Source organism: Anoxybacillus tengchongensis, assembly GCF_014201585.1.
In the GTDB taxonomy this organism is placed as follows: domain Bacteria; phylum Bacillota; class Bacilli; order Bacillales; family Anoxybacillaceae; genus Anoxybacillus; species Anoxybacillus tengchongensis.
The window spans coordinates 54,994-73,583 of record NZ_JACHES010000006.1; the positions used below are offsets into that span (position 1 = coordinate 54,994).

19 protein-coding genes are annotated in these 18,590 nt (G+C 37.9%); 7 read left to right on the forward strand and 12 right to left on the reverse strand.

All coding sequences use genetic code 11. The features are described from left to right. Positions 1-20 precede the first annotated feature (20 nt). Positions 21-797 carry a class I SAM-dependent methyltransferase gene (locus tag HNQ82_RS08065; protein WP_183248704.1) on the reverse strand — a complete coding sequence of 259 codons (777 nt, stop codon included), beginning with the start codon at positions 795-797 and terminating at the stop codon, positions 21-23. A gap of 40 nt (positions 798-837) precedes the next feature. Next, positions 838-1,272: a BrxA/BrxB family bacilliredoxin gene (locus HNQ82_RS08070; RefSeq protein ID WP_183248706.1), complete on the reverse strand. Its 435-nt coding sequence runs from the start codon at positions 1,270-1,272 to the stop codon at positions 838-840. Positions 1,273-1,413: 141 nt separating this feature from the next. On the opposite strand from HNQ82_RS08070, the gene metA reads away from it, so the two are divergent. From metA to HNQ82_RS08085, 3 genes are all read left to right on the forward strand, one after another. Continuing rightward, the gene (metA, locus tag HNQ82_RS08075) at positions 1,414-2,322 is read left to right on the forward strand and encodes a homoserine O-acetyltransferase MetA (RefSeq protein WP_183248708.1); all 909 of its coding nucleotides are present in this window, start codon (positions 1,414-1,416) and stop codon (positions 2,320-2,322) included. Positions 2,323-2,414: 92 nt separating this feature from the next. Beyond that, positions 2,415-3,920: an MDR family MFS transporter gene (locus HNQ82_RS08080; RefSeq protein ID WP_183248709.1), complete on the forward strand. Its 1,506-nt coding sequence runs from the start codon at positions 2,415-2,417 to the stop codon at positions 3,918-3,920. Position 3,921: 1 nt separating this feature from the next. Beyond that, entirely contained in the window at positions 3,922-4,482 is a 561-nt protein-coding gene (locus HNQ82_RS08085) for a PadR family transcriptional regulator (RefSeq protein WP_183248710.1), read from the forward strand. 7 nt (positions 4,483-4,489) lie between these two features. Here the strand turns inward: HNQ82_RS08085 and HNQ82_RS08090 are convergent, their stop codons facing one another. Further along, positions 4,490-5,164: a class I SAM-dependent methyltransferase gene (locus HNQ82_RS08090; protein ID WP_183248711.1), complete on the reverse strand. Its 675-nt coding sequence runs from the start codon at positions 5,162-5,164 to the stop codon at positions 4,490-4,492. Between the two features lie 64 nt (positions 5,165-5,228). On the opposite strand from HNQ82_RS08090, the gene HNQ82_RS14685 reads away from it, so the two are divergent. Further along, the gene (locus HNQ82_RS14685) at positions 5,229-5,363 is read left to right on the forward strand and encodes a hypothetical protein (RefSeq protein WP_280790530.1); all 135 of its coding nucleotides are present in this window, start codon (positions 5,229-5,231) and stop codon (positions 5,361-5,363) included. Between the two features lie 279 nt (positions 5,364-5,642). Here the strand turns inward: HNQ82_RS14685 and HNQ82_RS08095 are convergent, their stop codons facing one another. The 3 genes from HNQ82_RS08095 to HNQ82_RS08105 all read right to left on the reverse strand — a co-directional run bounded on the left by HNQ82_RS08095 (position 5,643) and on the right by HNQ82_RS08105 (position 6,880). Beyond that, positions 5,643-5,795, reverse strand: coding sequence for a hypothetical protein (locus tag HNQ82_RS08095; protein WP_183248712.1), 153 nt, complete (start codon positions 5,793-5,795; stop codon positions 5,643-5,645). Between the two features lie 42 nt (positions 5,796-5,837). Then, positions 5,838-6,314: a ribonuclease E activity regulator RraA gene (gene rraA, locus HNQ82_RS08100; protein ID WP_183248713.1), complete on the reverse strand. Its 477-nt coding sequence runs from the start codon at positions 6,312-6,314 to the stop codon at positions 5,838-5,840. Between the two features lie 65 nt (positions 6,315-6,379). Further along, positions 6,380-6,880 carry a metal-dependent hydrolase gene (locus HNQ82_RS08105; RefSeq protein WP_183248715.1) on the reverse strand — a complete coding sequence of 167 codons (501 nt, stop codon included), beginning with the start codon at positions 6,878-6,880 and terminating at the stop codon, positions 6,380-6,382. A gap of 169 nt (positions 6,881-7,049) precedes the next feature. Between HNQ82_RS08105 and HNQ82_RS08110 the strand changes: the two genes are divergently transcribed. Then, entirely contained in the window at positions 7,050-8,156 is a 1,107-nt protein-coding gene (locus HNQ82_RS08110; protein WP_183248717.1) for an acyltransferase family protein, read from the forward strand. Between the two features lie 89 nt (positions 8,157-8,245). Next, complete coding sequence (locus HNQ82_RS08115; RefSeq protein WP_183248719.1) at positions 8,246-9,919, forward strand: methyl-accepting chemotaxis protein; 1,674 nt, start codon at positions 8,246-8,248, stop codon at positions 9,917-9,919. Positions 9,920-9,941: 22 nt separating this feature from the next. Here the strand turns inward: HNQ82_RS08115 and HNQ82_RS08120 are convergent, their stop codons facing one another. Next, positions 9,942-10,748, reverse strand: a complete 807-nt coding sequence (locus HNQ82_RS08120; RefSeq protein ID WP_246348948.1) for a uroporphyrinogen-III synthase — start codon at positions 10,746-10,748, stop codon at positions 9,942-9,944. A gap of 188 nt (positions 10,749-10,936) precedes the next feature. Between HNQ82_RS08120 and HNQ82_RS08125 the strand changes: the two genes are divergently transcribed. Continuing rightward, positions 10,937-12,247: an ATP-binding protein gene (locus HNQ82_RS08125; protein WP_183248723.1), complete on the forward strand. Its 1,311-nt coding sequence runs from the start codon at positions 10,937-10,939 to the stop codon at positions 12,245-12,247. A 78-nt stretch (positions 12,248-12,325) separates the two neighbouring features. On the opposite strand, the gene HNQ82_RS08130 is transcribed toward HNQ82_RS08125, so the two are convergent. From HNQ82_RS08130 to HNQ82_RS08150, 5 genes are all read right to left on the reverse strand, one after another. After that, positions 12,326-12,766: a flavodoxin gene (locus tag HNQ82_RS08130; RefSeq protein ID WP_183248725.1), complete on the reverse strand. Its 441-nt coding sequence runs from the start codon at positions 12,764-12,766 to the stop codon at positions 12,326-12,328. 130 nt (positions 12,767-12,896) lie between these two features. After that, complete coding sequence (locus HNQ82_RS08135) at positions 12,897-14,753, reverse strand: PTS fructose transporter subunit IIABC (RefSeq protein WP_183248727.1); 1,857 nt, start codon at positions 14,751-14,753, stop codon at positions 12,897-12,899. Further along, the gene (pfkB, locus tag HNQ82_RS08140) at positions 14,750-15,673 is read right to left on the reverse strand and encodes a 1-phosphofructokinase (RefSeq protein ID WP_183248730.1); all 924 of its coding nucleotides are present in this window, start codon (positions 15,671-15,673) and stop codon (positions 14,750-14,752) included. The genes HNQ82_RS08135 and pfkB overlap by 4 nt, the downstream gene beginning before the upstream one ends. Beyond that, positions 15,670-16,422: a DeoR/GlpR family DNA-binding transcription regulator gene (locus HNQ82_RS08145; RefSeq protein ID WP_183248732.1), complete on the reverse strand. Its 753-nt coding sequence runs from the start codon at positions 16,420-16,422 to the stop codon at positions 15,670-15,672. Before HNQ82_RS08145 ends, pfkB begins: the two co-directional genes overlap by 4 nt. A gap of 153 nt (positions 16,423-16,575) precedes the next feature. Next, entirely contained in the window at positions 16,576-18,423 is a 1,848-nt protein-coding gene (locus tag HNQ82_RS08150) for a bifunctional diguanylate cyclase/phosphohydrolase (RefSeq protein ID WP_425486249.1), read from the reverse strand. Positions 18,424-18,590 lie beyond the last annotated feature (167 nt).

The window sequence follows — 18,590 nt, forward strand, 5'->3', positions numbered from 1 at the left end:
ACCGTCTTATTTTGCACCTTTCATGAAAGTTCAATCGTTCCAAAATGAAATTTTGCTGTTTTTCTTCGATAGACTGAGAAACCAAATTGATAAAATCTTGAACTTTGCCAATGATCTTTTAATACGATTCGTTGACGTGCCACCCGCTTTGCTTGTTCAATCACTTCTACCGTTAGATCCGTATATAGCGCAGCTTGTTTTAATCCCTTGACCCCATCCGCTTCCTCAATTGTTACTTCAAACATCGGATCGAAATAAACGACGTCATACGACTGATCATCACATTGCGCTAAAAATGAACGAAAATCGGCATGATGCACATGAATGCGTCGCATCGCTTCATTAAGTTCAACTACATCGCTATCCCAATGACGCAACCCTTGTTTTGTTAAGTAAGCAATATATACGCTTCCCTCAACTCCTACCACTTTCCCCTCCTCACCGACAACTAAGCTAGCAATAATGCTATCCGCTGCCAATCCAAGCGTACAATCTAAAAACGTCATCCCTTTTTGTAACTTCGTTGCTTGTAAAAACGGTTCACTTTCCCCTTTTAAAATGCGCTTCGCGCGAAAAGAAGCAGAATTAGGATGAAAAAATAATGGTTCGTGTCCGTACGGAAAATGAACCTCTAACCTTTCTTTCCCAACAACAAGAATAGGCTGAGCCGTATGTTGTTGAATAGCTGTAATGGAACGTTTTCGACGCGGAATATATAAAGTGTGTAATTCTAACGCAATTTGTTTCGCTTTCTCAATTATTTGCTCGTTGGTTCTACCTGCAGTAGTCACAATCATATGTTCACCTCAAAAGAAAAAGGATGTCTGCAGGACACCCTTAGCAATGTTTTTCAAAAGCTTGCATAATATTTTGCATAATATTTTCAAGTGAATTCGCTTCGATATCGTGGCGTGGAATAAAATGAACAACTTCTTTTCCCTTCAATAATGCCATCGACGGAGAAGAAGGTTCAATACCGACAAAATATTCACGCATTTTAGCTGTCGCTTCCCGATCTTGTCCTGCAAAAACAGTAACGAGATGATTCGGTTTTTTTTCGCTCATTTGTACCGCTTGAATAGCCGCTGGACGTGCAAGCCCTGCTGCACAACCACAAACAGAATTAATGACAACAAAAGTCGTTCCTTCCACTTGTTCCATAAACTGTTCCACTTCTTCACTCGTACGCAATTCCTTAAATCCACCGTTGACTAATTCGTCGCGCATCGGTTGTACTACTTGACGCATATATTCTTCATATGACATAAACATACGTACATCCCTCCAAATCATTATTGCTTTTACAAGAATACAACAATGTAAATAGAAAAATCAATAAAATAAAAAACATTGAACAATTTTCTAAAAATTTTTATAATGAATGTATTTATATGATGTAGGAGGTTGAGAACATTGCCAATTAATATTCCACGTGATCTCCCAGCAAAAGAAATACTAGAACAAGAAAATATTTTCGTTATGGATGAAGATCGCGCCTATTCCCAGGACATTCGACCATTAAACATTATCATTTTAAACTTAATGCCACAAAAAGAAAAAGCAGAAACACAATTGTTACGTTTACTTGGTAATTCACCGTTGCAAGTGAATGTAACGTTCTTACGACCAGAAACACATGAGGCAAAAACAACATCAAAATATCATCTCGATCAATTTTACACGACATTCCAACATGTTCAACATCGAAAATACGACGGCATGATTATTACCGGGGCACCCGTTGAACATTTACCGTTTGAACAAGTTGATTACTGGAATGAGTTAACTGAAATTATGGAATGGACAAAGAAAAATGTCACATCCACGTTACATATTTGTTGGGGTGCACAAGCAGGGATGTACTATCATTATGGGATTCCAAAATACGACTTACCACAAAAATGTTTCGGTGTATTTGATCATATGTTAGAACAAAAGCACGTTAAACTCACCCGTGGATTTGATGATATTCATAAAATTCCACACTCGCGCCATACAGATGTAAAACGTGAGCACATTGAAGCTGTTTCAGAGCTAACGATTTTATCTTCGTCCGAAGAAGCAGGCGTCTGCCTTGTCATTTCAAACGATGGAAAGCAGGTGTTTTTAACAGGGCATCCAGAGTATGATGCCACGACACTAAAGGAAGAATACGAACGTGATGTAGCCAAAGGCTTAGACATTCAAATTCCAAAATATTATTTTCCACATGACGATCCAAATGAGCAACCACGTAACATATGGCGATCGCACGCTAACTTGTTGTTTGTAAATTGGCTCAATTACTACGTTTATCAAGAAACGCCATATGTATGGGAATAATTCCTCGCCACACAGCGAGGATTTTTGTTGTTATATTACTCAAATTTGAATATAATAACTTGTATATTCTTCATACAGAAAGGGGTAACAAAATGGAAAGTGAACAACGCCATTTATCGTTTATTATCGCTGGGCTACTATTGGCCATTTTAATGGCAGCAATGGATAATACGATTGTTGCAACTGCAATTGGGACGATCGTTGCTGATTTAGGTGGAGTAGATCAATTTGTTTGGGTCACATCCGCCTACATGGTTACTGTCATGGCTGGTATGCCTATATTTGGTAAATTATCAGATATGTATGGGCGAAAGCGGTTTTTTTTATTCGGACTAATCGTTTTTTTAATCGGCTCAGCACTCTGTGGTTTGGCGCAAAGCATTGTACAACTTAGTATTTTTCGTGCGATTCAAGGGATTGGTGGCGGAGCATTGATGCCCATTGCATTTACAATTGTATTTGACGTGTTTCCACCAGAAAAACGAGGGAAAATGACTGGATTGCTCGGTGCAGTCTTTGGGATGTCAAGTGTGCTTGGTCCGTTGCTCGGTGCTTATATTACCGATTATTTAAGCTGGCATTGGGTTTTTTATGTCAATGTACCAATCGGCTTGTTGTCTATTTTCTTTATTGTTCGTTATTACAAAGAAACAACGCCACATTCAAAACAATCGATCGATTGGCTTGGGGCAATCACCCTTGTCGTCACAGTCGTTAGCCTAATGTTTGCTCTTGAATTAGGCGGAAAAAAATATGATTGGGATTCGATCACGATCATATCATTATTTACAATTAGCGCTGTTTTTTTAGTAGCATTTTTGTATGTAGAAACGAAAGCAAAGGAGCCCATTATCTCATTTTCACTTTTTAAACGGCGAACGTTTGCTGTCGCACAGTTGCTCGCTTTTTTATACGGTGCCACATTTGTTATTTTAACTGTTTTTATTCCTGTCTTTGTACAAGCTGTATATGGCGGTACAGCGAAAAATGCCGGACTCATCTTAATGCCAATGATGCTCGGGTCTGTCGCAGGCAGTTCGTTTGCTGGTGTTTCACAAACGAAAACGTCGTATCGAAATATTATGTTTATTTCTGTAATCGCTTATTTTACAGGTATGCTCTTACTTAGTCTTATGACACCAGAAACATCGCGCATATGGTTAACTATATATATGGCAATTTCTGGATTTGGTGTAGGGTTCTCTTTCTCTTTGTTACCGACAGCATCGATGCACAATTTAGAGCCACGTTTCCGCGGCACAGCAAATTCAACCAATTCGTTTTTTCGCTCGCTTGGTATGACACTCGGTATTACAATTTTCGGTACTATTCAAACAAATACATTAACTAACAACTTAAAAGAAGCTTTTCATTCGATGCCATCGACACATGCGTTTGACCCTCGCGCACTGTTTGAAGCGGGAACACGAGCTCAAATTCCGGCGCCCATTTTACAAAAAATTGTCGATGCGCTAGCATCATCGATTACTTATGCGTTTTCGCTTGCATTAATACCGATTGCCCTTTCTTTTCTATTCATTTTCTTTATGGGGAATGAAAAACTTGAAATACAAAAACGTGTAGAAGCAGGGAAATAAAATGAGCGTGAAACTCGTCATTCTCGGTTTGTTGATGGAAGGAGAAAAACATCCGTATGAAATTCAACAAATTGTCAATGAACGTCATATGAAGCATTACATCAAACTAGCAGCCGGATCGCTTTATTACGCTTTCGAGCAACTCGAGAAACAAGGATACGTAGAAGTAGTCGATGTTGTACGTGATACGAATCGTCCGGATAAAACAATTTACTGCATTACTGAAAAAGGAAAGCAACATTTTGAACAACTATTACTAGAACAGTTACAAAAACAAGAACATATTCATCGCTCTATTTATGCAGGACTGTCGTTTGCTGCATATGCTGATGTGGAAAAAGTAAGTGCAGTATTAAAGCAACGATTACAAGAAACAGAACAACAGCTTGAAAAGTTAAAGTCGATATTTGAACAAAAGCGTGAAAATGAATACGTGACAAAATTATACGTATTAAAAGGGGTCATTATGCATTTAGAAACAGAAGTAGAGTGGCTGCAACAATTGATTAACATTGCTAACAATAAAAAACTAAAAGAAAAAGGGGGAGGCTTATGGCAATAAGCTTCCCTCACTTTTTTTGCAACATAAACAACCACATAAACGAAACAGCTTGTTTTAATTCGGTTGGGAGCTGTTGAAGGAAGGAACCATCAACTCCGCGCTTATATACTCCTTCTTCGGCAATAAGAGTGAACCCATTTTCCTTCGCTAACTGTTCAAACTCCCAAGGCATCATCGTATTGCAAATGACTGCTTCACCATATAGACGGCGATAACTGTTCACTCGCGGAGCGGCCGTTGGTCCAAGAATGCCAACACATACATATGCGTTTGTTTTTAACACACGGCGAACTTCTTCAAGCGCTGCAAGCGGCTGTTCTGTCCATTCTAAACAATTAATGATCATGGCACCTGCAAACGTCTCATCTGGGAAAGGCAAATTCATAATATCCGCTTGTTGAAAATGAAGATGTTCATGAGGTCTTTGTTTTTTCGCCAATTCAATCATTTCACTTGATAAATCTAATCCAATGACACGATACCCTTGTTCACACAGTTTATATGATCCGTATCCATCGCCACAACCAATATCCGCAATATACCCGTCCTTCCGCATATATGTTGTCACAAACGGAATAATCGTCTTTCGACTTCCTCTCTCCCACATCTCTTCGCTGCTTTGATGCCACCACTCTGCTCGTTCATCCCATTGTTTTTCTGCCTCTTTATGCCATGTGTGCATAACTCCACTCCTTTCCGAAAAACTAAACATGTTAAGTCTATTGTAACAGAAAGGAGTAAAAAACATGACAAAAAAAGTGAATAAAGGAAGTAAAAATCAAAACGCACCGACACAGCACGGGGAACTACATGATGGTGTAGGAGACAACAGTAAAGGGCGCAAACAAAATAAAAACCAAAACGATAAAACAGATCATTAAGAAAAGCGCAAAACGCCCTAATTTCGCCTAAAAAAGCACGCATCCTGCGGGCAACGGCGAAATGTCGCCATCCTTGGCTCAGCGAAGAGCGCACGAGTCCCACCGAGGAGGCTCAGACAAAGCAAATGGGATATTTCAAAGAAGCAAACTCAATGTGTCGCCGCCGCAGTGTGGGCGGAGCGCATCACACCGATGGCGCTTGTAGCTAGACAGCGCTCCACCTAATGGTAAGATTTTATACTTTCTTACCTTTTAAAAAAGTCGGGCTGATCGCCCGACTCACTCTTCTTGCTTACTAACACGAATGGCAGGTGTATTGTTGCCAATATAAAAAGGGACAACTTCTTCACCTTGATGCTCGTAAAAATAACGATTGATTTCTTGCTCAGCAAACGCTACTCCATCTTCTATAATCGTTCGTTTTTTATCCATCGTCTATTCCCCCTTTAGACGATAGAATAACCAAAAAAATTGCTATTCATGTAATGGATCGTCTGAAACGATCACACCATCTTCATCAACATATACGTATGTACCTGGCTTCCACTCCATATCTCCGAAATGTACAATCGTATCTCGCGTCCCTTTTCCTTCCTTTTTACTTTTACGTGGGCATGTTCCAAGTGCAAGTACGCCAATGGGCATCGCGCTTATTTCTTTCGAATCACGAATACATCCATGTACAATAATGCCTGCTAATTGACGGTCACATGCAATTTGCGCAAGACGATCGCCCACAAGTGCACATTGTTTTGAACCTTTTCCATCAACAACGACTACACTTCCTGCCGGTACCGTTTCTAGTGCTTCTCGGACAAGTACATTATCTTCTAAAACATCTACTGTTGTAATAGGTCCATAAAACGATGTCTTTCCCCCGTAGTTTTGAAATGCAAGTGAACAAACGCGTACACGTTCCCCATATTGATCACATAAATCTGCTGTTTTCATCCTCATCCCCCATTTTCGCTAATCTCACCATAATAATAGTCAATCTATTCTAAAAAATCAATCAATTAGAATAGAAATAATGAACCTTGTTCTTCTATCGCGCCGTTCGTTAAGAAATAGATGAACAAGGCGAGAAAACAGTAAAAAAGCACAGTTTCAAAAAAACTAGATGTACGATATGTAACAATAAACCGATATCTTTTTTTAGAAAATGGCCATAATAATGGGACACCTTGACTTGAACAGTAATCGGCTAAAACATGAAACGCATAACCAAGACATAATCCAAGTGTAAAAGATGAAAAATGTTGCAATAATAAAACGGCGGTGATCGTTCCCCATGCTAATAGTGAGTGCGTGAATCCGCGATGACCGAACGCCTTTTTTACTTGTTTTGCCACACCGAGCGAACGGCGACCGATGTATGAGTTTGGCTCATCAATATCAGGAAGCAGCCCCCCTATAGCTAATCCAGCAGCATAAGCAATAGTGAAAGATACGGGAGTATACGTTGCAACTCCAGCACCAATAGCTAATGATGAAACAATATGAGTATGATAACGCATTATTTTTTCGCCTTCCTTTTTGTAAACGTTTTACACAACATTTATTATTAACATTCATGAATTTGTGATGGTTTTTTCAACAAATGTTCATCCCTTGAACCAACTTTGTGAAACTATTAGCATTATACTAGTATATGAACAAACTGACAAATGAAGCTGGTGAGGAAAAGTGATGAAAAAAACACCTGCAGAACTAACCGTTATGAAAAGTTTAGCATTTTTAGCTGTCGTGTTTCAAAGTGCGTTATTATACATTATGAATTATCGCTCTCCACATGCTGAGGAAGCGATTATGATGGGGATGTTATTCCATTTTGTCAAATTTTCTGCCCCTGTGTTCGTGTTTTTAGTTGGATTTCATATGGCGCAACAGAAAGAAGCGATTCATTATCGACGATACGTATCTCATAAATGGACAGAACTCATGATTCCATATATCGCATGGTCATTTGTTTATTTTACATTATTTTCTAGTCATCTGCATGCATCTGAAGTAATGAAACAACTAGTGCTCGGCGAGGCAGCACCACATTTATGGTACGTCGTAATGATTATACAATTTCATTTACTGATTTTAATCATTGTTCCATTTTTCCGTTGGCTTGATCAAAAAAAGTATTGGAAATCATTTATTATCGTTAGCGCAATTATTTACATTGGCTTCATTACGTTCATTTCTCCAATCGTTCAAAGCGAATCATATATACATTATGTAGATCGCACGTTTTTGGCTTATTTCTTTTATTTTTGTTTAGGGGGTATGGCAGCATACACGCTACCAAGTTGGCGGAAATTTGTTATTCAGGCGATTCCACTTAACACATTTTTATTTTTATCGCTTTTTATCGTTGTTGGTTATGAGCTATTTATATCTCAAAGTATCTTTTCTATCGATTTAACAGAGATTACGTATTTAAAACCTTCGATGGTGTTATACGTTACATCAGAAACTTTCTTGTTATACGGTTTATCGATCACGATTGTGCAGACAAAATCTCGATTATATACCGCGTTGCGTTTTATCGGTCGATATACGTACGGTGCATATATTGGACATGTGTTCTTCCTACATATGTTCGCACCGATGATTCCGACGACAATGTATTCCATGTTACAAGCGGTCATCTTATTCTTAATTACAACCATCGCGTCAATCGGCATTTGTTATATGGTGCACGCAACACCCCTTAGCTTGCTTTTAATCGGTCAAACCCGGGAACATCGGACACTTTCTATTCCAACGATTTCAAAACTCAAAAAAGGGATCCCAAGTTAATAGTGGGATGCCTTTTTATTTTGTTTATCCAAACATCTTCTTGTTTCAAACATATAATAAATTGGACAAATAGAGAAAGGAGTAAGAAAATGAGCATTAGTCGAAAAATATTTTTAGGATTTTTCATCGTTTTGTGGTTCGTGATATGTATAGGAGGATTTCAAATATTTAGAATGAATGAAACAAATGAAATGTATAAACGTTTAATCAATCATCGTTTCAATGTCATTACGAAAACATACGAAATGGTTACTATTTTTTATGAAGAAAGGAAGGATATACTTACTTATTTACTACTAAAAGACAACGATTTTTTAACGAGTTACGAAGAAAAACGAAGACTGTTTTATACAAGTTATGAGCAAATAAACTCGATGTTATCGACGTCAGAAAGTAAAGCAATTGTCAATCAATTACAACAACTAGAATATGAATATTTTCAACTCGTCCAGCAATTTTTACGCACAACTAACAAACTAGAACAGTCAAACGTCATTCAAAAACTCCAAAAAACAGGAAGCCTCTTTTTACAAACAGCTGAACAAATGTTGCAACGACAGAAAAAACTATTAGTAACGGATCAAAAGCATATTGAACATTACATGAGACAAACGTACATTATATCACTTACGAGCATCACATCCCTTGTTTTACTAGGTGGCATCGCTTCCTTTTTAGTCAGTCGTCAAATTGCCCAACCTATTCTCCTCGTATCTGATGAACTACAACGTGTGGCAAAACAAGATTTATCTTCTCCCCCTTTATTAGTTAAAACAAAAGACGAGACAAGACATATGATTGAATCAATTAATCGTATGAAAATGCATTTAAAAGAAACGATACAAACAATGAAAGAAGTATCAATCCAAGTGGCATCACAAGCAGAACAGTTTACAGCAAGCGCCGAACAAAGTACACAGTCAGCTGAAAAAGCCACGGAAATGGCCGAACAAACATATGCAAAAGCCGAGCAACAACTACGTATGTTAGAAGAAGTGAACCATTCTTTACATGAGTTTGCGATCGGAATGAATCAAATTGCTGAAAACAGCGGGGATTTACTTACATCAGCGGAGCGAGCATATGAATCTGTAAGCAAAGGGAAACACGCTATCCAGGCCGTTTCGACGCAAGCAAATGAAGTACGCGTCGCCATGTTTACAACTAAAACACTTGTCGAGTCGTTAGAAAGTCATTCGGAAACGATCGGAAAAATTACAAACGTCATTACTGCAATTGCTGAACAAACAAATTTACTTGCATTAAATGCTGCAATTGAAGCGGCCAGAGCAGGAGAGCATGGAAAAGGATTTACCGTTGTCGCCGACGAAGTGCGAAAACTATCTGAGCAATCAAAAGATGCGGCAAAAGAAATTGAGATGATGCTTGAGAAAATAAAAATAGAAACGAAAAAAGTTTCCAAAGCAATGGAACAAAATACACAAAAACTTACAGACAGTACAATATACTACGAACAAACGGAACAATCATTTTACGCCATCAATGAATCTGTTGAACAAGTATTTTCAAAAATACAAACAACATCTGCAGCCATTGAACAAATGACGGCAGTTTCGAACGAACTAACACAAACCATGAAACAGCTAAAACAGCTATCACAACAAGTCATGCAGAAAAGCAAAGAGAACGCAGTAACCGCGGAAGAACAACTAGCAATGAACGAACAAATCTCTTCCGCTGCTCAATTACTAGCGAAACTCGGCGATCAGCTACGCTCAACTGTCGAATCATTTCGTATGTAGACGTGCATGCATGAGTGCACGTCTACTTCTCAAAATACTTAGCTAGTTCAACAATCATAGCCCCCATTCGTTCGTGATCGGGTGCAATGACACGTACAATCCCTTCTTCATGTAACGCTTCTTTTGTCACCTTTCCAACAGCAACAGCCACAACATCCTCTGCAAATGCTTGTTTTACTTCTTGTAAATTCCCCCACTTGTTAACAAACGAAAAGAAAAAGCGTACTTGAATCGCTGATGTAAAACAAACCGCTTGCACAGAACGAGAAATAATTTCTTCAACAAGCTGTTTCACCACATCTGATGTAGGTGGGGTATGAAGATATGGCCATACTTCTTTATACAAAGCCCCTTGTTTAACTAGAAATTGTTGTAACGATGGGATAGAATCTCCGTAAAGCTGAACAACTACGTTTTTGTTTTTCCATCCCACACCTTCCAAAGCGCATATAAGACCTTGTGTCGTTCCATCATCTGCCGTTATATCCGGACTGACCCCGTATGTACGTAGCACATTCATTGTTTTATAACCACGTACCGCCACATGTGCTTGCCGAATCGCTTCAAGTAACGCTTCCTTCATTCCCCATTCGTCCGCGGTTTTCATGAGCGTTTCGACACCGATTCCTGTCGTGAAAATAAACCAATCATTCTTTTCATTCACAATTTGGTGAAGTTGTTGCTTTAGCTCTTCATTGAAAAATATTGTTCCTTGGACAGGTCGTGAGATCGGACTGCCTCCTTGCTTAGCGATAAGTGCACTCATTTCCTCAATTTTACGGGAGGCACATATCACAATTTTTTTATTCGTCAATGCTTTCTCAACCATTTCTCTCATCTCCTTTTTCCCCATCATATCATATAAAAATGCAAAATAGCGCAAATTTTGTTGAAACATGACAAAAAACATCGAACAGTTACACATTCACACCGTCGTTAACATAGCTTACAATGAAAGAGACGATTCGACGGGAATATTCAAATTATTCAAACATATGTCGAAAGGAGCGGCTTCATATGCCCTCGCTAATTAAAGAGATTTTGTTAAACTTATTTTTTATTATACTAGCACTATTAATCATTCCAATTTGGCTTGAAGAACGTCGCATATCCGATCACTTAAAAACAATCTTGAAAACGATCGCTATTGGGGTATGCATTATATTTTGCATGACATTTCCTATACATACAACAGGAGGATTTATTTTCGATTTGCGTCAAGTCGCCATTTGGATTGGTGGTTTATATGGTGGGGCGTTTTCTGCTATTTTTCTTTCAATCGTTACTGTCATTTATCGAATTATAATTGGCGGTACAGAAGGTATTATTGTAACGATGATAATTACAGCAATCCAAGTCATCATTTGTTTCTTTTTTTATCAAAAGTTCCAAACATATTTATCCGTTAAAAATCGAATTGTTACGATTACCCTTCTATCTGTCGGAACAACGATTTTGACAATTGCATTTTCTGGGATATGGATTGTTGATGAATATCAACTGTCACATATTATCACTACGTATTTTCCAGCGCAGCCACTTGCCGCGTTTTTAGGTGCTTATATTACTGAAACTATTCAAAAACATAGTGAACTTCGTCGACGTATTATTCGTGCTGAAAAGATGGAAGTCGTTGGACATTTAGCCGCCTCGATTTCACATGAGGTGCGCAACCCGTTAACCGTATCGAGAGGATTTATGCAATTGTTATTACAAAGTGAACGAATGAATTATAAAGATAAACAATATATTCAAATCGCCATTGAAGAAATTGATCGTGCAGAAGCGATTATTACCGATTATTTAACGTTCGCAAAACCAGCGCCAGAGCACGTCGAAAAATTAAATGTAAAGACAGAAATTGAGCGAGTAATTGATATTTTACGTCCTCTTGCCAACATGAACAGCATCGAAATTCAAGCATCTCTTCTACCATTTGCAGTGAAAGGAGAACGACCAAAGTTCCAACAATGTTTATTAAACGTTATGAAAAATGCGATTGAAGCGATGCCACACGGAGGAATATTGCGTATTAATGTGTCTATTGATAAAGATTACGTACTAATTCATATCGGTGACACAGGAATTGGTATGACAAAAGAACAAATTGAACGCTTAGGGGAACCTTACTTTACGACAAAAGGAACGAAGGGAACGGGTCTTGGGATGATGGTTGTATACCGTATCGTTGAAACAATGAAAGGTGATTTATTTATTCATAGCGAAGTGGGCCACGGAACAGATGTATATATGTATTTTCCATCTTATTATAAGTCGGATATCGAAAAATCGTCAAAGCGACATCAGTTTGAACAAGTTAGTTATTGACTTGTTCTTTTTTTGTTTTTATTGATTATTTAGAACATAGTTTAATTAATGAAAAAAGGCCATGTATAAAGCGGCCTTTTATAACTGCTTGACAAAATCACGCCCGAACGCAATACATAATTGCTTATCTTCATCTGTGGGCGTCAGTTCGATCTTTAGTCCATCAAGAATGACTTCAGCTCCTCGTTCTTGTAACTTTTCAATTAGAATATCAACCGCAGCACCGTATTTTTCATAACTTGAATCGCACGAACCGAAAACTGCTGCTTTTTTCCCTGTTAAATCAACATTATCTAGTTCATCATAAAAGTCTAAAAAGTCGTCTGGTAATTCACCGTCTCCCCACGTATACGCTCCAAGTAAAATACCGTCGTATTGCTCAAGCTCTGTCGCAGTGGCGTCTAATACCTCTTTGACATCTAATTCAATCCCTTGTTCACGAACACCGTCAGCAATCGCTTCAGCCATCTCCTCTGTATTTCCTGTCATACTTGTAAATACCATGATAACTTTTGACATTAGTCATCCCCCTATCTATATTATTGATAATCATTTTCAACAATTATATATTAAATGATAATGATTATCTTTGTCAAAACTTTTTAAAAAGAAAAACGCGCGATTTTTATCATCGCGCGCTCTTGATCTATTACTCTTTCACTTCTTTTTTCCATAATCCGACCATTAATGCTGTTACGAGCGAGCCAACTAAAATTGCAAGCACATACAAAAACGGATTTCCTTTTACAATTGGGATTACGAAAATTCCGCCATGTGGGGCAGGAAGACCAATACCAAACACCATTGTCAATGCGCCCGCAATTGCTGAACCAACGATAATTGATGGAATGACACGCCCTGGATCAGCTGCCGCAAACGGAATAGCTCCTTCTGTAATAAACGAAGCTCCCATAATATAGCACGTTTTTCCAGCTTCTCGTTCTGCTTTTGTGAATTTCTTTTTAAATAACGTTGTTGCGAGCGCCAATCCTAACGGCGGAACCATTCCACCCGCCATAATAGCTGCATGTGGGGCATAGTTTCCTGCATCAATCATCGCGATACCGAACGTAAACGCTGCTTTATTAATTGGTCCACCCATATCAACTGCCATCATACCTCCAAGAACAAGACCGAGTAAAACGAGGTTGCCTGTACCCATGTTTTCAAGCCATGTTTTCATTCCTTCATTTAGTGCTTTTACTGGATCAATAACGATATACATCATAATAAGTCCTGTGAGCAATATGCCGAATAACGGATAAAGAAGAACAGGTTTAATCCCTTCAAGTGATTGTGGCAAACGACTAAACCATTTTTTTAATCCAATAACAACATAACCTGCTAAAAAGCCAGCGATCAGTCCACCTAAAAATCCTGCACCACCATTTGCTGCCATAAATCCTCCGACCATTCCGGGCGCAAATCCTGGACGATCCGCGATGCTCATTGCGATAAAGCCAGCTAACACAGGAATCATAAGTGCAAAAGCACTGCCCCCACCAATGTCCATCAGCGCTTTCGCAATCGGGTGGAACGACGGATCATTTGGATCAAATGCTTTAATACCGAAAATAAATGAGATTGCAATTAAAATACCGCCACCAACAACGAACGGAAGCATATTCGATACGCCGTTCATTAAATGTTTATAAAATCCTGTTCGTTCTTTTGACGCATACGAACGGTTTCCACCACTTGCACGATAAATTGGAGCATCTTGTTTTAATGCTCGTTCAATGAGTTGCTCTGGTTTACGAATCGCATCGGCAACAGGTACTTGGATCACATATTTGCCGTCAAATCGATCCATTTCTACTTGTTTATCCGCTGCAACGATAATCGCGACCGCTTCTTCAATTTCTTGTTGTGTTAACTCATTTTTCACCCCGCTAGAACCGTTCGTTTCTACTTTAATATCGACCCCCATTTCTTTTGCTTTCGCCTTTAAGGCATCAGCTGCCATATACGTATGCGCAATTCCTGTTGGACACGCTGTAACGGCTAATACTTTTTTGCCTCCAAACACCTGTTTTTCTTCTTTCATCATTTCCCCCTCCTTTTCTTGAATCGCCTGAATAACTTGTTGTTTTGTTAAAGCGTTTTCAATTTTTGATCGAAATGATGAGTCCATTAATAATGTGGATAATCGCGATAAAGCTTCTAAATGTGTATTGTTTGCTCCTTCTGGTGCGGCAATCATAAAAAATAAATGACTTTGTTTTCCGTCTAACGCATCGTAATCAATTCCATCTTTCGAACGTCCAAAAACAACAGCTGGCGTGCGAACCGCTTTTGTTTTGGCATGAGGGATGGCAATTCCTTCACCGATCCCTGTCGTACTTTGCGCTTCACGAGCAAAAATCGCTTCGATAAACGTCTCACGATCGTGCAATTTCCCCGTTTTCTCAAGAACATTTGCTAATTCTTCGATCACTTCTTTTTTTGTTCGTGCTTTCAAATCAAGAACAATCGTATCTTCTGTCAACAAATCAGTTATTCTCATACATCATCCTCCATTCGTGTGATGTTTACTTCACCGAGCAAGCGATGAACTTCTTCTTCTGTACATAAATCTTCAGAAAATGCCGTCGCACTCCCTGCCGCAACGCTATATCGAAACGCTTCTTCAAGCGATGCTTCATTCACATATGCAGCTAAAAAACCAGCTACCATTGAATCACCAGCACCAACTGAATTTTTCACTATTCCTTTTGGTGCTTGAGCAACTAATATGACATCTTTATGGAATAAAAACGCCCCATCTCCTGCAAGGGAAACGATGACATGTTGCACGCCATTGTCAATTAGTTTTTTTCCATATTCGATGATTTGATGGTGACTATGAATATGTGCTCCGAACAATTCTCCAAGCTCGATTTGGTTCGGTTTAAGTAAAAACGGCTCGTATGCCACTGCTTGTTTTAGTGCCTTTCCACTCGTATCAACAACAACAGAAACCCGTCGTTTTTTTGCTTCTTCTATCATAGTGACATAAAATGTATCATCTACTGACGGCGGAAGGCTTCCTGCTAAAACAAGTATATCTCCTTTTTTTAGCTGTTTAATTTTATCGATCAGCGCTTCTTTATGTTCATCGCTAATGACAGGCCCTTCGCCATTTATTTCTGTTTCTTTCTCCCCTTTTAACTTAATGTTTAATCGCGTTTGTCCAGGCACAGCAATAAAATCCGTTAAAATATGTTCTCGTTTCAATTCATCGGCAATAAACTGCCCCGTAAATCCACCAATAAAACCAAGCGCAACATTATGAACATGTAGTCGCTTCAATACGCGTGATACATTAATCCCTTTCCCGCCTGGAAAATATGCTGTTTTTGTCGCGCGATTTAATTGCCCTAGTTCAATCTGTTGTGCTTCAACAACATAATCAACAGAAGGATTTAACGTACATGTATAAATCATGATTTCACAACCTCTACTGTCGTTTTTGCTTCGTACATCGCTAGCAATTCTTCATCCGTTTCATTTGTAATCATTGTTGCTTCTTGTAATTCTGCAATTTTCGCAAATGTGCTTTCATTCAGTTTCGAGTGATCTGCCAATACAAAAGCTCGTTGTGATAAATGAATCGCTGTTTGTTTCATAAATGCTTCTTCAGGATCTGGAGTTGTATACCCAAAGTCAATATGAACACCATTTACTCCAATAAAACATTTATCAAAGCTATATTGTTGCAAGGAATGGATCGCTCCTCGACCAATTAACGCATTCGTTTTTTTCTTAATGACCCCCCCAACGAGATATGTTGGAATGTCTTTTTCTAACAACACCTCAATATGCATAATACCGTTAGTGACTACAACGATATTTTTTGCTTCGATATAAGGAATCATCTGTAACGTTGTCGTTCCCGCATCTAAATAAATACAATCTCCATCTTGAATAAGACTGGCCGCATATTTGCCAATGAGCTGTTTTTCATGAATGTTTTTGGTCGATTTTTCAAAAACGCTCAACTCTTCTCTTTTTTGTTGTAATAACGCTGCTCCGCCATGGACACGCTTCAATTTTTTTTCTTTTTCCAGCTGGCTTAAATCACGTCGAATCGTCGATTCTGAGCATTGCGTTACTTCGACCAATTCATGTAACTTTACAACTTCTTTTTCTTGTAACAACTGCAAAATAATACGATGTCGTTCTGGTGTTAACAACTTTACACCTCCTTTTTTAAATCGCTTACATCTTTATCATACCGAAGTACATGTAAAAAATCAATCAAATTCAATCAATTTTATTCAAAAATAATCATTATTTTTTACATATCATTCAAAAACGTTCATTTTTCAGAAAAATAAAAAACTGCCTCACATTGAGACAGCTTCATTTGCATTTGCAATTTTTTCTGGATAATATTCTTCAATCATTTGGATAAATGGCTCGACATATTGAGGATCGAATTGCGTCCCAGAACAACGTCGCAATTCAACAATCGCTTCGGAGAATGTTTTTGTTCGTTGATACGGGCGGTCTGTTGTCATTGCATCAAATGAGTCAATAATGCATAAAATACGTGCTAATTTTGGAATTTCTTCACCTCTCAGCCCATAAGGGTAACCTCGTCCATCATAACGTTCATGGTGAAGTTCGACAAGCGGAATAACTTCTTCAAACCGACCATCGGAAAGGACAATTTCTTTTCCCCATATGACGTGTTTTTTCATTATTTCCCATTCATCACGGTCAAGTTTGCTTGTTTTGTTAATAATATCTCGCGAAACTTCGATTTTGCCGATATCATGAACAAGTGCACCTAAAATAAGAGTTCGTTTTTCTTCTTCCGTAAGAGACAAACGATCACTAAACTCCATCGCATATTTGAATACACGTTTACTATGGCGATATGTATATACATCCTTATAGAGAAGCAGTTTCAACTGCTCTTCAATAGCATCTAAATCTTCTTTAAATTTCAATGCATCACGAGATATTCTTTTTTCATCATATAATTGCACATTATTTTTCCCTTGTGTTTTTGAATAATAAAGCGCTTGGTCTGCCTTATGTAACAATTCGCTTTCCTCATACATTTCGGCTTCATACTCCGCAATTCCGCATGAAAACGAAATACAACGATACGGAAGGCGATCAACTCCGTCAAACGGTGTATCATTTAATTTCTTTCGCAACCCATCCATAAAAGTGGCTGCCTCATGCTTTGTTGTTTTTGGCAAAACGATCGCAAACTCTTCTCCACCATAACGCGCAACAGTAAAACCTTGTTCTTTCGTTTCGTTTTTTAAATACTCCCCAACAAATTTTAATAATCGGTCACCTTGCACATGGCCATGGTAATCATTATATTTTTTGAAATCATCTAAATCTAAAAAAGCAAGTGAAAACTGCCCGCCCGCTTTTTTCGTCTCTCGAAACAGTTCCTTTAAATAATCTTTAAAATATCCGTGGTTATATAAGCCGGTGAGGTAATCTTTATTTGCTTGATTAGACATTTCTTGATACCATTCGAGCACTTTCCCAAATGTAATGGATAATAAAACAACTAAAACCGTAAACAAAAACAATCCAAAAAATCCTTCGTTATCAATTAAAATAATAAGCACTAAAGAAAGAAGAAGCGTGACAAAATATGCAAAAAATACTTCCTTTAAAAGACCCCTATTAAGAATACCTTTAAACTCCGGATGGGCGGAAACAACAAAAAATACAAAAGTAATAAACAAGTTTAACAGAAAGTAAACAAATAAGCTAATGATATATGGGAAGAGATTATCAAAATTACCCAATCTTTCCGATCCACCGAATAAAGCGAAAACTTTATGAGTAGCAAAAATCATGATGGAGTACATACAAAAATTAAAAATATGTGCCCGATTCGATACCGTTCTATTGTATAAAAAGTTTATAAAATACGTTAAAAATAATACTACCAATCCATGACCCAAACTAAAATAAAAAATAGTCGCTAAGTATACAGATGACTCCATAGAAAAAGCATTACCATTAGGCGATAATCTCATATCAAAATAACATAATAAAAATGATGCAATGGATAAGTTATAAATCCAAACCCAATCATTTAATGAATATTCATTTGGAGATACATTCATTACAAAAAATATAAAACCCAAAACTAAAATAAAGGTTAAGTATATTTTAGACATCAAAGAGAATCTATTTATTAACTTATTTGACATATAGATCACTCACTACTTTTAGATTTAATTTTGTTTTGTTTATAAAAATTAGGGAGATTTTTCTCCCCCTAAACGTTCTTTAAAAATTCACTTTAATCCCTGATGTCAAAGCGACAACAACAGAACCGATAACAATTAAGTTAATAAGTACATTTTTCACGCGTGCG

Excerpts from the sequence above, each read along its gene's own strand:
- HNQ82_RS08125 (WP_183248723.1), top strand. The coding sequence starts at position 10,937 with ATGCCCTCGCTAATTAAAGAGATTTTGTTAAACTTATTTTTTATTATA.
- HNQ82_RS08065 (WP_183248704.1), bottom strand. The coding sequence starts at position 797 with ATGATTGTGACTACTGCAGGTAGAACCAACGAGCAAATAATTGAGAAA.
- HNQ82_RS08115 (WP_183248719.1), top strand. The coding sequence starts at position 8,246 with ATGAGCATTAGTCGAAAAATATTTTTAGGATTTTTCATCGTTTTGTGG.
- HNQ82_RS08090 (WP_183248711.1), bottom strand. The coding sequence starts at position 5,164 with ATGCACACATGGCATAAAGAGGCAGAAAAACAATGGGATGAACGAGCA.
- HNQ82_RS08150 (WP_425486249.1), bottom strand. The coding sequence starts at position 18,423 with ATGTCAAATAAGTTAATAAATAGATTCTCTTTGATGTCTAAAATATAC.
- HNQ82_RS08120 (WP_246348948.1), bottom strand. The coding sequence starts at position 10,748 with ATGGTTGAGAAAGCATTGACGAATAAAAAAATTGTGATATGTGCCTCC.
- HNQ82_RS08080 (WP_183248709.1), top strand. The coding sequence starts at position 2,415 with ATGGAAAGTGAACAACGCCATTTATCGTTTATTATCGCTGGGCTACTA.
- HNQ82_RS14685 (WP_280790530.1), top strand. The coding sequence starts at position 5,229 with ATGACAAAAAAAGTGAATAAAGGAAGTAAAAATCAAAACGCACCGACA.
- pfkB (WP_183248730.1), bottom strand. The coding sequence starts at position 15,673 with ATGATTTATACATGTACGTTAAATCCTTCTGTTGATTATGTTGTTGAA.
- HNQ82_RS08070 (WP_183248706.1), bottom strand. The coding sequence starts at position 1,272 with ATGTTTATGTCATATGAAGAATATATGCGTCAAGTAGTACAACCGATG.
- HNQ82_RS08135 (WP_183248727.1), bottom strand. The coding sequence starts at position 14,753 with ATGAGAATAACTGATTTGTTGACAGAAGATACGATTGTTCTTGATTTG.
- rraA (WP_183248713.1), bottom strand. The coding sequence starts at position 6,314 with ATGAAAACAGCAGATTTATGTGATCAATATGGGGAACGTGTACGCGTT.
- HNQ82_RS08095 (WP_183248712.1), bottom strand. The coding sequence starts at position 5,795 with ATGGATAAAAAACGAACGATTATAGAAGATGGAGTAGCGTTTGCTGAG.
- HNQ82_RS08105 (WP_183248715.1), bottom strand. The coding sequence starts at position 6,880 with ATGCGTTATCATACTCATATTGTTTCATCATTAGCTATTGGTGCTGGA.
- HNQ82_RS08130 (WP_183248725.1), bottom strand. The coding sequence starts at position 12,766 with ATGTCAAAAGTTATCATGGTATTTACAAGTATGACAGGAAATACAGAG.
- HNQ82_RS08085 (WP_183248710.1), top strand. The coding sequence starts at position 3,922 with ATGAGCGTGAAACTCGTCATTCTCGGTTTGTTGATGGAAGGAGAAAAA.